General features: G+C 70.0%; 17 protein-coding genes. 8 read left to right on the forward strand and 9 right to left on the reverse strand.

Features of this window, described 5'->3' with window-relative positions:
• Both ON30_RS17475 and ON30_RS17480 read right to left on the reverse strand, forming a co-directional pair.
• Positions 1-524, reverse strand: a 524-nt coding sequence (locus ON30_RS17475; RefSeq protein ID WP_040708510.1) for a TRAM domain-containing protein, incomplete at its 3' end; no start/stop codon positions are given.
• Complete coding sequence (locus ON30_RS17480) at positions 521-2,509, reverse strand: APC family permease (RefSeq protein ID WP_040708511.1); 1,989 nt, start codon at positions 2,507-2,509, stop codon at positions 521-523. The genes ON30_RS17475 and ON30_RS17480, both read right to left, overlap by 4 nt.
• Positions 2,510-2,713: 204 nt before the next feature.
• On the opposite strand from ON30_RS17480, the gene ON30_RS17485 reads away from it, so the two are divergent.
• Both ON30_RS17485 and ON30_RS17490 read left to right on the forward strand, forming a co-directional pair.
• The gene (locus ON30_RS17485; protein WP_040708512.1) at positions 2,714-3,379 is read left to right on the forward strand and encodes a potassium channel family protein; all 666 of its coding nucleotides are present in this window, start codon (positions 2,714-2,716) and stop codon (positions 3,377-3,379) included.
• Between the two features lie 2 nt (positions 3,380-3,381).
• Complete coding sequence (locus ON30_RS17490) at positions 3,382-4,053, forward strand: potassium channel family protein (RefSeq protein WP_040708514.1); 672 nt, start codon at positions 3,382-3,384, stop codon at positions 4,051-4,053.
• A 36-nt stretch (positions 4,054-4,089) separates the two neighbouring features.
• Here ON30_RS17490 and ON30_RS17495 read toward each other — a convergent pair whose 3' ends face one another.
• The 3 genes from ON30_RS17495 to ON30_RS17505 form a co-directional block, all read right to left on the reverse strand.
• Positions 4,090-4,791: a sigma-70 family RNA polymerase sigma factor gene (locus ON30_RS17495; RefSeq protein ID WP_083911467.1), complete on the reverse strand. Its 702-nt coding sequence runs from the start codon at positions 4,789-4,791 to the stop codon at positions 4,090-4,092.
• A 135-nt stretch (positions 4,792-4,926) separates the two neighbouring features.
• On the reverse strand, positions 4,927-5,670 hold the full coding sequence (locus ON30_RS17500) for a DUF3159 domain-containing protein (protein WP_083911468.1): 744 nt from the start codon (positions 5,668-5,670) through the stop codon (positions 4,927-4,929).
• A 5-nt stretch (positions 5,671-5,675) separates the two neighbouring features.
• Positions 5,676-6,053, reverse strand: coding sequence for an OB-fold nucleic acid binding domain-containing protein (locus tag ON30_RS17505; protein WP_040708515.1), 378 nt, complete (start codon positions 6,051-6,053; stop codon positions 5,676-5,678).
• 167 nt (positions 6,054-6,220) lie between these two features.
• Here ON30_RS17505 and ON30_RS17510 point away from each other — a divergent pair, with 167 nt between their 5' ends.
• On the forward strand, positions 6,221-6,964 hold the full coding sequence (locus ON30_RS17510) for an alpha/beta fold hydrolase (RefSeq protein ID WP_040708517.1): 744 nt from the start codon (positions 6,221-6,223) through the stop codon (positions 6,962-6,964).
• 52 nt (positions 6,965-7,016) lie between these two features.
• Here ON30_RS17510 and ON30_RS17515 read toward each other — a convergent pair whose 3' ends face one another.
• Both ON30_RS17515 and dut read right to left on the reverse strand, forming a co-directional pair.
• Positions 7,017-7,895, reverse strand: coding sequence for a DUF3710 domain-containing protein (locus ON30_RS17515; RefSeq protein WP_040708518.1), 879 nt, complete (start codon positions 7,893-7,895; stop codon positions 7,017-7,019).
• Positions 7,885-8,370, reverse strand: coding sequence for a dUTP diphosphatase (gene dut, locus ON30_RS17520; RefSeq protein ID WP_040708520.1), 486 nt, complete (start codon positions 8,368-8,370; stop codon positions 7,885-7,887). Before dut ends, ON30_RS17515 begins: the two co-directional genes overlap by 11 nt.
• A gap of 120 nt (positions 8,371-8,490) precedes the next feature.
• On the opposite strand from dut, the gene ON30_RS17525 reads away from it, so the two are divergent.
• The gene (locus ON30_RS17525) at positions 8,491-9,003 is read left to right on the forward strand and encodes a DUF3093 domain-containing protein (RefSeq protein ID WP_083911469.1); all 513 of its coding nucleotides are present in this window, start codon (positions 8,491-8,493) and stop codon (positions 9,001-9,003) included.
• 47 nt (positions 9,004-9,050) lie between these two features.
• On the opposite strand, the gene ON30_RS17530 is transcribed toward ON30_RS17525, so the two are convergent.
• Positions 9,051-9,353, reverse strand: coding sequence for a DUF4193 domain-containing protein (locus ON30_RS17530; RefSeq protein WP_040708523.1), 303 nt, complete (start codon positions 9,351-9,353; stop codon positions 9,051-9,053).
• A gap of 377 nt (positions 9,354-9,730) precedes the next feature.
• Between ON30_RS17530 and cei the strand changes: the two genes are divergently transcribed.
• A complete protein-coding gene (cei, locus tag ON30_RS17535) occupies positions 9,731-10,405 on the forward strand; it encodes an envelope integrity protein Cei (protein WP_040708530.1) in 675 nt (224 codons plus the stop codon).
• 65 nt (positions 10,406-10,470) lie between these two features.
• Here cei and ON30_RS17540 read toward each other — a convergent pair whose 3' ends face one another.
• Positions 10,471-11,382, reverse strand: coding sequence for an inositol monophosphatase family protein (locus ON30_RS17540; protein ID WP_083911470.1), 912 nt, complete (start codon positions 11,380-11,382; stop codon positions 10,471-10,473).
• A 218-nt stretch (positions 11,383-11,600) separates the two neighbouring features.
• On the opposite strand from ON30_RS17540, the gene ppgK reads away from it, so the two are divergent.
• From ppgK to ON30_RS17555, 3 genes are all read left to right on the forward strand, one after another.
• The gene (gene ppgK / locus ON30_RS17545; protein ID WP_040708524.1) at positions 11,601-12,359 is read left to right on the forward strand and encodes a polyphosphate--glucose phosphotransferase; all 759 of its coding nucleotides are present in this window, start codon (positions 11,601-11,603) and stop codon (positions 12,357-12,359) included.
• A 153-nt stretch (positions 12,360-12,512) separates the two neighbouring features.
• Complete coding sequence (locus ON30_RS17550) at positions 12,513-14,012, forward strand: RNA polymerase sigma factor (RefSeq protein ID WP_373282567.1); 1,500 nt, start codon at positions 12,513-12,515, stop codon at positions 14,010-14,012.
• A 429-nt stretch (positions 14,013-14,441) separates the two neighbouring features.
• Positions 14,442-14,815: MHYT domain-containing protein (locus ON30_RS17555; RefSeq protein WP_040708526.1), on the forward strand; the 374-nt coding region annotated here is incomplete at its 3' end.

Raw genomic sequence — 14,815 nt, forward strand, 5'->3', positions numbered from 1 at the left:
AGTCGCTCGGCGATGCCGTCGACCGCACCCGGCACCGGTTGCGGACAGCGCAGATCGGTGATGATCCCGCTGCCGCGATGGGCGTGCACGCCGGCCCGACCATGGGCGTCCACGGCCAGGCGCACCCGGGTGCGCCACCCGCCGCTCACCTCGGCCGGATAGCCGGTGACCGGTTCGACCACGATCTCGCGCTCGATGCCCGCGACCCGCCGCAACTGCTCGGCCACGACCGTCGCCTTGAGGGCGCGCTGGGCCGCGGGCGTCGCGAAGGAGAAATCGCAGCAGCCCGCGCCGCCGGGGCCCGACACCGGACAGGTCGGTGCGATCCGGTCCGGCGAGGCGCTCAGGATCTCGACGGCGTCGGCGCGGAAGAACGAACCCCCGCGATCCTCGGTCACCCGGGCCCGGACCACCTCGCCCGGCAGGCCGTGCCGGACGAACACCACCCGGCCCTCGTGTCTGCCGACGCAGAATCCGCCGTGCCCCGGCTGTCCGAGCGTGACCTCGAAGGTGTCCGCGCTCACCCTCGGTCCTCGTAACCGCGCCGTACCGCGCCCGGCGCGTTGATCTCGCCCGCCGCCGCGGCGCGCGTCGAGGAACTGAGCTGCCACGGCACGCTGGTCACCATGACGCCGGGCTCGAACAGCAGCCTGCCCTTCAAGCGCAGGGCGCTCTGGTTGTGCAGCACCTGCTCCCACCAGTGACCGACGACGTATTCCGGGATGAACACCGTCACCACGTCGCGCGGGGCGTCCTTGCGCAACCGCTGCACGTAGTCGAGCACCGGTTTGGTGATCTCGCGGTACGGCGACTCGATGACCTTCAGCGGCACCGTGATGTCGCTGCGCTCCCATTCGCGCACCAGCGCCCTGGTGTCGGCCTCGTCGACGTTGACCGTGATCGCCTCGAGGGTGTCGGGGCGCGTCGCCCTGGCGTAGGCCAACGCCCGGCGGGTCGGCAGGTGCAGTTTGGACACCAGCACGATGGAGTGCGAGCGGCTGGGCAGCACGCCGTCCCAGTCGTGTTCGTCCAGTTCCCGCGACACCGAGTCGTAGTGTTTGCGGATCATCTTCATCACCACGAAGATCGCCACCATCGTCAGGATCGCGATCCACGCGCCCGCGAAGAATTTCGTGATGAGCACGATGATCAGCACCGCGCCGGTCGCGGTCAGACCGACGGCGTTGATGATCCGCGACCGCTTCATCCGGGCCCGCTGCGCCGCATCGTCCTCGGTGCGCAACAACCTGGTCCAGTGGCGCAGCATGCCGGTCTGGCTCAGCACGAACGAGACGAACACGCCGACGATGTAGAGCTGGATCAGCTTGGTCACCTCGGCCCCGAAGACCACCACGAACGCGATGGCCGCGCCCGACAGGAACAGGATGCCGTTGCTGAAGGCCAACCGGTCGCCGCGGGTGTGCAACTGGCGGGGCAGGTAGCGGTCCTGGGCCAGGATCGAGCCGAGCACCGGGAACCCGTTGAAGGCGGTGTTGGCGGCGAGCACCAGGATCAGCGCCGTCACCACGGTGATGAAGAAGAATCCGATCGGGAAGCCCGAGAACACCGTCTCGGCGAGCTGGGCGATCAACGTCTTCTGGTGGTAGTCGGGGGGCGCGCCGATCAGGTGGTCGGTGTCGTGGGCGTACACCACGCCGATCTTCTGGGCCAGGATGATGATGCCCATCAGCAGCACGATCGCGATCGCGCCGAGCATCAGCAGTGTCGTGGCGGCATTGCGCGACTTCGGTTTCCGGAAGGCGGGCACGCCGTTGCTGATGGCCTCGACACCGGTCAGCGCGGCGCAACCGGAGGAGAAGGACCGGGCGATGAGGAAGGCGAAGGCGACGCCGTAGAGATGTTCCTCGTCGGCGTCGAGTTGGAAGCCCGCCGATTCGGCGTGCAGATCCTCGCCCAGGACCAGGATGCGGAACAGGCCCCACCCCAGCATGAGGAACATGCCGAGGATGAAGGCGTAGGTGGGGATCGCGAACGCCTTGCCCGACTCCCGGACACCGCGCAGGTTGATCGCGGTCAGCAGCGCGATGGCCACCACCGCGAACAGCACCTTGTGGGTCGCGACGAACGGGATGGCCGAACCGATGTTGGAGGCCGCCGAGGAGATCGACACCGCGACGGTGAGCACGTAGTCGACCAGCAGCGCGCTGCCGACCGTCAGGCCGGCCGTCGGCCCGAGATTGGTGGTGGCGACCTCGTAGTCGCCGCCGCCGGAGGGATAGGCGTGCACGTTCTGGCGGTAGCTGGCCACCACCACGGCCATCACGAAGGCGACCGCGAGACCGACCCAGGGCGCGTACAGGTACGCCGAGATGCCGGCCGCCGAGAGCACCAGGAAGATCTCCTCGGGCGCGTAGGCGACCGAGGACATGGCGTCGGAGGCGAACACCGGCAGCGCGATTCGCTTCGGCAGCAGCGTGTGCCCCAGCGAATCGCTGCGAAAGGGCCTGCCGAGCAGCACTCGCTTGGCCGCCGTCGTCAACTTGGACACTGGAGGGAGCATAGATTGCCGCAGGGTGTCGCGCCCGCGCGGCGGGGTGGACGGCGCGCCAGGGCCGTTGACCGGCCCCTTCGGGCGCGTCGATGTTTGCCTCGCGCGCTTCGGGGGGAAAGTGTGACCAGGACCGTTCGGCGGGTACGGTGCTGCCAGAGACAAGCAGACCGGACGCCACGGTTCCAGGAACGAGGTTATGCCGTGTACGTAGTGATCATGGGGTGCGGGCGCGTCGGCTCCTCGCTGGCCCGCGCCCTGATCAGGATCGGTCACGACGTGACGGTCATCGACCGCGACCAGAGCGCGTTCCTGCGACTGGGCGAGGATTTCCCGGGCGAACAGGTCGTCGGGGTCGGCTTCGACCGGGATGTGCTGACCCGCGCGGGAATCGAACGCGCCGACGCCTTCGCCGCGGTGTCCTCCGGCGACAACTCCAACATCATCTCCGCCCGGGTCGCCCGCGAGACCTTCGGCGTGGAACGCGTCGTCGCGCGCATCTACGACGCCAAGCGCGCCGCGGTCTACGAACGGCTCGGCATCCCCACCATCGCCACGGTGCCGTGGACCACCGACCGGTTCCTGCGCTCGCTCATCGGCGACACCAGCACCACCACCTGGCGCGACCCCACGGGCACCGTCGCGGTGACCCCGCTGAACCTGCACGAGGAGTGGTACGGGCGCACGGTGCGCGACCTGGAACAGGCCGTCGGCGCACGGGTCGCCTTCGTCATCCGCTTCGGCCAGGGCCTGCTGCCCGACGCCAAGACCATCGTCCAAGCCGACGACGTGGTCTACGTGGCCGCGACCTCGGGCCGGGTCGGCGAATCCGTCGCCCTGGCAGGCAAACCCCCCGCGAGCGAGGACTGAGCATGAAGGTGGCCATCGCCGGAGCCGGCGCGGTCGGGCGTTCGATCGCCCGCGAACTGCTGCGCGGCGGACATCGGGTGATGCTGCTCGAACGGCAGCTCGACCACATCGATCCCGCGGCCATCCCGGAGGCGGTGTGGGTGCACGCCGACGCCTGCGAGCTGGCGCTGCTCGAGGACGCCGACCTGGAGACCTACGAGGTCGTCATCGCCGCGACCGGCGACGACAAGGCGAATCTGGTGCACAGCCTGCTCGCCAAGACCGAATTCGGCGTGCGCCGGGTGGTGGCGCGGGTCAACGATCCGCGCAACGAATGGCTCTTCGACGGGTCCTGGGGCGTGGACGTCGCGGTGTCCACACCGCGCCTGTTGGCCTCGCTGGTCGAGGAAGCGGTCTCGGTGGGCGACCTGGTGCGCTTGATGACGCTGCGGCAGGGGCAGGCCAACCTGGTCGAGATCACCCTGCCCACCGACACCGCCCTGGCGGGCAAGCCGGTGCGCACCTTGAGCCTGCCGCGCGACACCGCCTTGGTGACGATCCTGCGCGGCGGGCGGGTCATCGTGCCCCAGCCCGACGACCCGTTCGAGGGCGACGACGAATTGCTGTTCGTGACCTCGGTGGAGGCCGAGGAGGATCTGCGGGTGGCGTTGGCCCCGCACGGCATCAAACCCTGACACCCCGGCAGGGCAGCGGCCGCGCGTGCGCCCCGCTCACGACGCGACCTGCAACTGCGCGCGCAGTTTGGTCAGCGCGCGGTGCTGCATGACCCGCACCACGCCGGGGCTGGTGCCGATGGCCTCGGCGGTCTGCGCGGCGCTCCAGCCGAGCACGATCCGCATGACCAGCACCTGACGGTGCGCGGGGGCGAGGGTCTTCATCAGTTCCCGGGTGGCCGCGCCGCGCTCGGAGGCCAGCGCCCACTCCTCGGGACCGGCCGCGGTGCACGGCTCGTCGGGCATCTCGGCCATCGGGTAGATGGGGTGCATCTGCGAGCGGCGGAACGCGTCGGCGACCTTGTTGGCCGCGATGCCGTAGACGAAGGCCAGGAACGACTTGCCCTGGTCCTGGTAGCGCGAGACGGCCTTGACGGTGGCGATGAGGACTTCCTGCACCACGTCGTCGGCGGTGACGTGCAGGTGGGCGGTGTTGCCCAGGCGCGCACCGCAGTAGCGGCGCACCAGCGGGTGCACGATGCGGATGATCTCGGAGACCGCGCGCTCGTCGCCCGCGGCGGCGGGGCCGATCAGCTTCTCCAACTCGATCGAGACGCGCTTGCTCTCCGACAGCGCCGGATTGGAGTGGGCGTTGGCCCTGGTGGCCGCGCCCGCGCGGGTGGCCCTGGTCGCGGTGGCCCGGTGGGTGACGGTGTGCAGGTCGGTCTTCGGGGCCGCTGTCTCGTGCTCGGTGCTCATGGCCGAGTCCTTCCGATCGTTGCGTTTTTCGTGTCGACAACGATCGTCCGACGAACGGGGAACACCGACCAGGTACCCCAGGGTGGGGAAGGCCCCACCTCGGCGGTGGGCCGGGCTCACCCCCGCCGCGCGGAATCAGGCCCGGTCGGCCTTGCGGGCGGGCATATGCCCCGCGCGACGCACCGCCCACACGGTGACCGCGAGGGCCACGGCGGTCAGCGGCCACCCCATCGCGATCCTGGCGAAGGCCAGCCAGCCGGTGTGGTCGGTGTCGTAGAGCGAGGACTGCACCAGATACCGGGCCGAGAACACGACCACCCACGTCGAGGTGGCCAGATCGTAGAGGCGCAGTTGCGCGCGGTCGGCGCGCCAGTCGGTGCCGTGGCCGTTCAGATAACCCCAGATCACGCCGACCAACGGCCAACGCGCCAGGATCGAGACGAGGAACACGCCCGCGTAGACCAGGCTGGTGTAGATGCCGAACAGGAAGAAACCCTTGGCCTCCCCCATCCGCCAGGCGATGAACGCGCAGAGGCCGACGCCGAGGAAACCGGAGATCGCGGGCTGCACCGGTGAGCGCTGCCACAGCCGCCACACCAGGATCGCGGCGGCGACGCCGAGCGCGGACCACAGGGCCGCGGTCAGGCCGGCGAGGGCGTTGATCGGGACGAACACCACCACAGGAAGGGTGGAGTAGATCAGGCCGCTGAGACCGCCGAGTTGGTCGAGCAGCGTCTGCTCGGCCGCCTCCTCGCGCGCGTCGGCGGGGTCGGTGAGGTCGTCTCGGTCGATCGCGGTGCGAGCGCGACCGGTGGGCGCGTACGGTCCGGGATCGGTGTGGCGGCCCGATTCGGCGCCGTGGTCGTCGCTCGATGGCATACGTGTCAGCTGTTCCCGCGCAATTCGTAGTAGGGGTTGTAGATCACCTTACGTCCGTCGCGATCGCCGACCCGACCGCGGACCAGGATGCGCCGTCCGGTCTCGATGCCGGGGATGCGCCTGCGGCCGATCCACACCAGCGTGATCGCGTCCGTGCCGTCGAAGAATTCCGCTTGCAGACTCGCGCCCGCCGCCTTCGGACAGGTCTCGACACTGCGCAGTCTGCCGAGCATGGTGGCCTCGTCGCCGCGGCGACATTCCGAGGCGCGACACGCTCCGGACGCGTCCGCGGTCTCGGCCAGTTCCTCGGCGTCGAGCTGATCGATGTCCTCGGTCAGCCTGCGGCCCAGTCGGCGGAAATATCCTGAACCAGCGGATGGCATCGTGCACGCTCTCCTGAAGCAGATGGCATGGGTCGCACGCCATCGTCCTGTCCAACGGATGATCGGCGATCGTCCGTACACCGCCACTGTATGCCTAGCGGGAGGCCCCCCGCTACGCGCGGCCCGGTGTTCGCTCAGGCCGTCGCGTGGTGCAAGATCGACGACCCATGGCGTTGAATTCCCCCGATCCCCCGCGCTTGAAACCTTCGCGTCGCGTCCGGGCCGTGGTCGCCCTGCCGGGCACCGGGTCGGACGCGCATTTCGCCCGTCGGGCCTTCGGTCCGGCCTGTGCGGACCTCGGCCTCGAGTTGGTCGCGGTCGAGCCCGATCCGCGCGGAATCGTCGCCGGTTACCGGGCCGCGTTGGCCGAGGCGGCGGCTCGCGGACCCGTTCTCGCCGTCGGGATCTCCCTCGGCGCCGCGGTCGCGCTGGAGTGGGCGAACACACACCCGGAGGCGGTCGGCGGGGTGGTGGCCGCGCTGCCCGCGTGGACCGGCGCCGACACCGCCGACTGTCCCGCCGCGCTCAGCGCCTCCTTCACCGCCGGACAACTGCGCGCCGACGGACTCGAGCCCGTGATCGAACGGATGCGCGCGAGCAGCCCGCCCTGGCTCGCCGACGCGCTGACACGATCCTGGCGCGCGCAGTGGCCGGATCTGCCGGCAGGACTGGAGGAGGCGGCGAACTACCGGTGGCCCGAACCCGATCTGCTGGCCACGGTGCCGCTGCCGGTCGCGGTGATCGCCGCGACCGACGATCCGATACATCCGGCCGCCGTGGCCGAGCGCTGGGCGGCGACCATCCCCGACGCCGCGCTGTACCGGATCGGCCTCGACGAACTCGGGTCCGATCCGGCGATCATCGGCCGGATCGGGCTGGCCGCCTTCGACCCGGATCGAACCCGGGACTGAACTCGCGACCGGGAACCGGCGCGCGCCGGCGAGCCGGTTCGCCGCGCGCGACCTAGTTCAAGCCGAGTTGCTGCATGGCCGAACCGTCCGCGCCGCGGCGCGGTTCCTGCGGCATCCGCGGCGGAATCACACTGCCCGGCACCGGCTGGGGGGCGGCCTGCGCGGCCGCCTGCTGCTGTTGGGCCTCGACCTGGGCCTGATGGGCCGCGGCGAGCTGTTCGGCCAACTGCGGCGGCAGCACCACCGGCAGCGGATCGCGGACCGGCAGCGGATCGGAGCCGCGACGGATGACCGTCTCGCGCAGGATCGCCCGCGCCGCCGACACCAGGGCGGTGCCCTCGTCGGCCGCACCGGACGGACCCGCCGCGACCAGGCGCACCATCCAGCGGTACCCGTCGATCCCGATGAAGCGCAGATCCGCGCCCTCGGTGATCGCCAGCAGTTCCCGGCCCCACGGACCGGACTCCACCGACACCCGCGCGCCGTCCTTGCGCAGCGATTCGGCCAGATCGGCCGCGACCGTGCGCCACTGACCGGGCGACTTCGGCGCCGCGTACGCGGCGACGGTGAGCCTGCCGTGATCGGTGGCCAGGTGCACCGCCTGCGGGGTGCCGTCCGGGGTCATCTCCACCTGGAGTTGACCGCCCGGCGGCACCGGCAGGATGACCGAGCCGAGATCGAGGCGCTGATCGGCCACGCCGCCGAGCAGTTCGGCGACGTCCTCGTAGTCGTAGGGGCCCGCCTTCTTCGCGCCCTCGGCGCTGATGACCGGGATGTCGGCGGTGTCTACGTCGTCGTCGTCGAACTCCGGGTCGTAGGCGGGCGCGTCGTACCGCTCGTCGTCATACCGCTCGTCGTCGTACTCGGCCTCGTAGGCCGGGTCGTAGTCGTCGTACTCGTCGTCCGAGCGTCTCTTCTTCCTACCGAACATCGGTGGACTCCACCTTCTCGACATCGGAAAGACTCGCGTGACCGCCGCTGGAGCCGTATCCGCCCGCGCCGCGCGCGGTCTCGTCCAGGCTGTCGACCTCGACGAAATCGACCAGTTCCACCCGCTGCACGAGCAGTTGGGCGATCCGGTCGCCGCGGCGCAGTTCGATCGCGGTGCGCGGGTCGTGGTTGATCAGGCACACCTTGATCTCGCCGCGGTAGCCCGCGTCGACGGTGCCGGGGGTGTTCACCACCGAGAGGCCGGTCTTTGCCGCCAGCCCCGAACGGGGGTGGACCAGGCCGACGGTGCCCAGCGGGAGCGCCACCGCGATGCCGGTGCCGACCAGGACCCGTTCGCCGGGTTCGATGATGACGTCTTCGGTGGTGCACAGATCCACACCCGCGTCGCCCTCGTGGGCGCGCGTCGGCATCGGAATGCCGGGGTCCAGGCGCAGCAGCGCGACGGGCTCGCTCACGGCCGGGCCTCACCCGGGCCGAGCGCCGCCGCCTGCGGGGCTGAAGTGTCTACGGTTCGCTCCCTCACGGATGACGAGCCTACGCGCACGGCGCGAAGGCCCGTGACTTAGTGTTGAGTCGTGTCGGACCAGCCCAGCCCCTCCGTGACGGCCAACGAGAACCGGACCGCGCCGACCCATCGCGAGCGCCTGTGGGTGCCGCTGTGGTGGTGGCCCGTGGCCTTCGGTATCGCCGGGTTGCTGGCGGCCGAGATCCACATGGGCGCGCCCGGGTTGCGCGCGTGGTTGCCCTACGCGCTGCTGTTCCCGATCCCGGTGTGGGTGCTGGTGTGGTTGAGCAGGCACCGCGTGGAGGTCACGACCGACGCCTCGGGCACGCCCGAACTGCGCGTCGATCGCGCCCACCTGCCGGTGAACTTCGTCGCGCGCGCCGCGATCGTCGCGCCGACGGCCAAGAGCGCGGCCCTCGGTCGCCAATTGGACCCGGCCGCCTACGTCCAGCACCGGCCGTGGGTGGGGCCGATGGTGCTGCTCGTGCTCGATGATCCGGACGACCCGACGCCGTACTGGTTGGTCAGCACCCGACGTCCGGAACAGGTTCTTGCCGCGCTCGGTCTACCGAGCGCGGGCTGAGCGGGGCCGGATCATCCGTGGGGCTGTGATCCGGCCGTCGTGGTCGATCAGGCGGCGCAGTCCATGCAGATCAGCTGTCCGCCCGCCTCGCTGGCGAGCCTGCTCCGATGGTGGACCAGGAAACAGCTGGAACAGGTGAACTCGTCGGCCTGTTTCGGGATCACCCGAACACTCAGCACTTCCTCGGACAGGTCAGCGCCGGGAAGCTCGAACGACTCCGCGGTATCGGATTCGTCGATATCCACGACGGCGGACTGTGCCTCGTTACGACGAGCCTTCAGCTCCTCCAGCGAATCTTCCGACACATCGTCGGATTCAGTGCGCCTCGGTGCGTCATAGTCGGTTGCCATGTCGTCTTCCCCTCGTCCTTACTCCGTATATCCCGGACCGGCTCGCGCCACGCCCGATTCCTACCGGAATCGCGGTGGTCCGGACCGCCCCGCCGGTGGCGCACATCACACGTGCACCGGTCACCTATCGGGTCGGATCCCTTCGATCCACTCCCCATAGCGCTCGGTAAACGCAGGACATGCCCTACTTGTTCCCGCGACCGACCACCGTTTTCACCGCTGGTGATTCGATCTGGGCCGCCAGACAATAGCGGACCCCGCGACAAAAGTCGCAATCAAAACACAGAGGAGTCGAAACCGACGGGTAATCGACACCCGCCGTCGAACTCGCCGAGACCTTGCGCACCGGTGGCTCGCGGCTCTCGTAGAGTGTGTTGGTGGTTTCACTGATCACCGAAGGCAGCGCGACGGATCGACGAGGTCGGCCCCACCTGCGCAGACGCCCGCAACCCTGGCTCATCATGCTCGGCATCATGCTGCTGATCTGCACCGTCGTGTGGTTCAAGGCGCTGACGACCGAGGACGGCAGCACCGCCGCGATGGCCTGTCCGTCGCCGAGTCCGTCCGTCGATCCGGGGTCGGCCCAGCCGGCGACGCTCGGTGAGCGGGTCGGCTCCTCGCGGTTGCGCGACGTCGACCCCGCCCCCTTGGTCGACAGCAAGGTCAGGGTGCTCAACGCCAACGGCCAGCGCGGTCAGGCCGCCCACATCGCGGCCCAACTCGGCGACCTCGGCTTCGCCAGCGCCCAGGGCACGCAGTTCGGCAACGATTCGGTCTACGTCAACGGCGACCTCGAATGCGCGGGCCAGATCCGCTTCGGGGTGAGCGGCCGCCCGGCCGCGGCCTCGGTGCAGTTGGTGGCCCCGTGCGCGGAGCTGATCGAGGATCAGCGCGCCGACGGCACGGTCGACCTGGTCCTGGGCACCCTGTTCGGCGAGATCCGCCCGAGCAACGACGCCGAGGAGGTGCTGCGGTCGCTGAAGAACCCGGCGCCCGGCGGCGGTTCGATCGACGACTCGCTGCTCGAAGCCGCGCGCACCGCGCGCTGCTGACCGCGTCTTCCGGAACGCCGGGGCCCCGCGCAGGCGGCCCCGGCGTTCTCGCGTGTGGGGCGGTCTCAGCGGTCGGGAATGGGCTCGCCCGCGCCGACACCGTCGAGCAACGCCAGCAGTTCGGCGGCGATGCCAGGCGCCGCGGCCACCACCAGATCGCCGTCGGTCCCCGTGGCCGAGGCCGACGGCGGCAGCCGCAGGACCGCCCCCGCCTCACTGGCGACCAGCGCGCCCGCACCCCAGTCCCAGGCGTTGAGCCCGTGCTCGAAATAGCCGTCGACGCGCCCGGTGGCGACGTGGCACAGGTCCAGCGCCGCCGCGCCGAAGCGGCGGATGTCGCGCACCTCGGGCAGGATCTGCGCGATCAGCTGGGCTTGCCTGGTCCTGCGCTGCCTGCCGTAGGCGAAACCGGTCGCCACCAGGGCCAGCGACACCGACTCGACCGGGTTGCAGCGCAGGTGTTCGACCACGCCGTCGGCGTCGACGCGGATCGCGCCGAGTCCGAGTCCGGCGCTGTAGGTGACCGCGTGCGCGACGTCGACCACGGCCCCCGCGATCGAGCGACCGCCGCGCATCGCCGCGACCGACACCGCGTAGCCGGGGATGCCGTAGAGGAAATTGACGGTGCCGTCGATGGGATCGATGACCCAGCGCACGGCGTCGTCCGCGCCGACCAGCGCGCCGCCGCCCTCCTCGCCCAGGATCGGGTCACCCGGTCTGGTCTCGGCCAGCCGGGCGCGGATCAGCTCCTCGGCCTCGGTGTCGACGACGGTGACGGGATCGGTCGGGTGCGCCTTGGTGCGGACGGCGTCCTCGGCCCCCGCACCCGCCGGTCCGAAGACCTCGGGGCGGCGGGCGCGCACGTGCGCGGCGGCGGATTCGGCGAGATCGACCGCGATGCGGCGCAGCTCGGCGATTTCCTCGGGTGGTAGGTCGACGGATGCGGCGGCGACTGATGACGTCGTGGATTCGGACACGCCCCCATCGCATCACATGTCCGCCGGCGGGCGCAGTACCGATCTCCCATTACCCTTGTCGTGCACGACACAACGCCGTCGTCGCGCGTCCCTGTCTCCGACCCCCGGCATCGCCGCGCGGAGCGGCGGGATCGGCCCGACGGCGGTGTCATCACCGGCCAGCAGGGCGTTCGGACGGACAACGGTCCGCACCACGCACACGGAACGAGGGGTTTGCCATGTCCGCTCCGGCGCACGCATTCGGCATCGATATCGGCGGCAGCGGCGTCAAGGGCGCCGCGGTGGATCTGCGCACCGGCGAGTTGGTCCACGACCGGATCAAGATCCCGACGCCGCAGCCCTCCACACCGCAGGCCGTCGCCGCGGCCGTGGCCGAGTTGGTCGCGCAGGCCGGGTGGACCGGCCCGGTCGGCGTGACGCTGCCCGCGGTGGTGCTCGACGGGGTCGCGCGCACGGCCGCCAACATCGACAAGGCGTGGATCGGCACCGACGCGAGGGCGCTGTTCTCGGCGGCGCTGGGCGGGCGGGCGGTGTCGGTGCTCAACGACGCCGACGCGGCGGGTCTGGCCGAGGACAGGTACGGCGCGGCAAAGGATTTCGACGGCCTGGTGCTGCTGCTGACCTTCGGCACGGGGATCGGCTCGGCGCTGCTCTACAACGGCACGCTGGTGCCCAACAGCGAACTGGGCCACGCCGAGGTCGGCGGCGCGGAGACCGAGCACCGGGCGGCGGCCTCGATCAAGGAGCGCGACGGGCTGAGTTTCGAGCAGTGGGCGGCCGAGGTCAGTAACGTACTGATCGGTCTGGAGAACCTGTTCTGGCCCAAGGTGTTCGTCGCGGGCGGCGGCATCAGCCGCGACGCCGACCAGTGGATCCCCTTGCTCACCAATCGAACTCCGGTCGTGCCCGCCCACCTGCGCAACACCGCGGGCATCGTGGGGGCGGCGATGGCCGTCGACGCGGGGCTGGCTCCCTGAGCCCCGCCGCGGCGCGAACCCCCGGCGCGGACGTCCCGACCGGGGGCGACACACCCGGCCGTCCCCCGGCCGGGACGGGCGGCACGCAGGTGCGGCGTTGCCGCGATCCGCAAGGTGGCCATGGGTACCCTGGTTGGATCGTTACAATGGAACATGCCCGGCGGTGAGCCGGAGAAACCCGACCGGCCCTCCGCCGGTGCAACCCGTCATGACCGCTCCGCCGGATCACCACTCTGGCGTGACGCCGCACGAGACCGTCACGAAAGGGCGTACGTGGTAGCCACGACCCGTCAGACCGCCGAATCGGCCGACGCCGACTCCGCAGATGTAACCGAAGCACGGCCGGTCCGCAAGGCTGCCGCGAAGAAGGCTCCGGCGAAGAAGGCCGCCGCCAAGAAGGCCGCCCCCGCCAAGAAGGCCGCCGCAGCCAAGAAGGCCCCCGCCAAGAAGGCCGCGACCAAGAAGGTGGCAGGCGACGGCGAGCCCGGTGCCGACGAGTCGCTCGAGGAGGAGTCGCTCGAGGATCTCGGTGATCTGGAGGATCTGGAGGTCTCCGAGGACGACCTGGCCGAGGATGCCGAGGAACTCGTCGAGGAGACCACCGAGGAAGCCGCCGACGAGGAGACGGCCACCGCCGAGCCCACCGCCGCCGACAAGGCCAGCGGTGATTTCGTCTGGGACGAGGAGGAGTCCGAGGCGCTGCGTCAGGCGCGCAAGGACGCCGAGCTGACCGCTTCGGCCGACTCGGTGCGCGCCTACCTCAAGCAGATCGGCAAGGTCGCCCTACTCAACGCCGAGGAGGAGGTCGAACTCGCCAAGCGGATCGAGGCGGGCCTCTACGCGGCGGAGAAGGTCCGCGAGTGGGCCGAGGCGGGCGAGAAGCTGCCGGTCGCCACGCGGCGCGATTTCAACTGGATCGTGCGCGACGGCAACCGGGCCAAGAACCACCTGCTCGAGGCCAACCTGCGCCTGGTGGTGTCGCTGGCCAAGCGCTACACCGGCCGCGGCATGGCCTTCCTCGATCTGATCCAGGAAGGCAACCTGGGCCTGATCCGCGCGGTCGAGAAGTTCGACTACACCAAGGGCTACAAGTTCTCGACCTACGCCACGTGGTGGATCCGCCAGGCCATCACCCGCGCGATGGCCGACCAGGCCCGCACCATCCGCATCCCGGTGCACATGGTCGAGGTCATCAACAAGCTCGGCCGCATCCAGCGTGAGTTGCTCCAGGATCTGGGCCGCGAGCCCACCCCGGAGGAGCTCGCCAAGGAAATGGACATCACGCCGGAGAAGGTGCTGGAGATCCAGCAGTACGCGCGTGAGCCCATCTCGCTGGATCAGACCATCGGCGACGAGGGCGACAGCCAACTCGGTGATTTCATCGAGGACTCCGAGGCGGTCGTCGCGGTCGACGCGGTGAGCTTCACCCTGCTCCAGGATCAGCTCCAGTCGGTGTTGGAGACGCTGTCCGAGCGCGAGGCGGGCGTGGTCCGGTTGCGCTTCGGCCTGACCGACGGTCAGCCGCGCACCCTCGACGAGATCGGCCAGGTCTACGGGGTCACCCGTGAGCGCATCCGCCAGATCGAGTCCAAGACCATGAGCAAGCTGCGCCACCCGAGCCGTTCGCAGGTGCTGCGCGACTACCTCGATTAGGTCGCCGTTCGACTGAGACAGTCGGGAAACGAGCCGTCGAGCCTTCGGGCTCGGCGGCTCGTTTCGTGTGTCCACACGATTGCCGTGGGTCACGGTCGGCTACGGATCGGTGAATCTTCGGCGTTCACGGCGGAGAATCGTTCGGTCCGGTGGTTGAATCCTGTCTTACTCGCGCGCCGCGGCGCTCACCGCCGCGAACTCGGGTCCCACGGGTTCGGCCTCCCCGTTCGCGGTGGCAGGCGGCTCGGGCGAAATCCGCTGGCTCTCAAGCGAGATCGCGCCTACTTCCCTTTTGGCGCAGCTTCAAACCGAAAAGTGACGCACGACACATACTTTAGCCGCGCGTTTGCCCGGAGCCTCCCGTATCGTCTGAGCCGCCACATCATTCACGGTTCGCCGACGGGGGTCTCGGCCGGTTACGAGGTTCGAGTGCTTGACATCTATCACTTCAGCTACGGGTGGCTCACGCCCGTTCTGGCCTACATCATGTCCTTCACCGGGTCGTTGCTCGGCTTGCAGTGCGTGGCACGCGCGCGAGCGGGTGAGGGCCGGGTCGTGTGGCTCGGATTGGCCGCCCTCGCCATCGGCGGGACCGGCATCTGGGTCATGCACTTCATCGCGATGCTCGGCTTCTCGATCGAGGACTCCGAGATCCGCTTCGACGTGCCGTTGACCCTGCTCAGCGCGCTCACCGCGATCGTCGTCGTCGGCATCGGCCTGTTCATCGTGGTCCGGCCACGACCGAGCACGATCGCGCTGCTCAGCGGCGGCGCGATCACCGGACTCGGCGTCGGCGGGATGCA

Origin of the sequence: Nocardia takedensis NBRC 100417 (genome assembly GCF_000308695.1) — a bacterium.
GTDB classification, from domain to species: Bacteria; Actinomycetota; Actinomycetes; order Mycobacteriales; family Mycobacteriaceae; genus Nocardia; species Nocardia takedensis.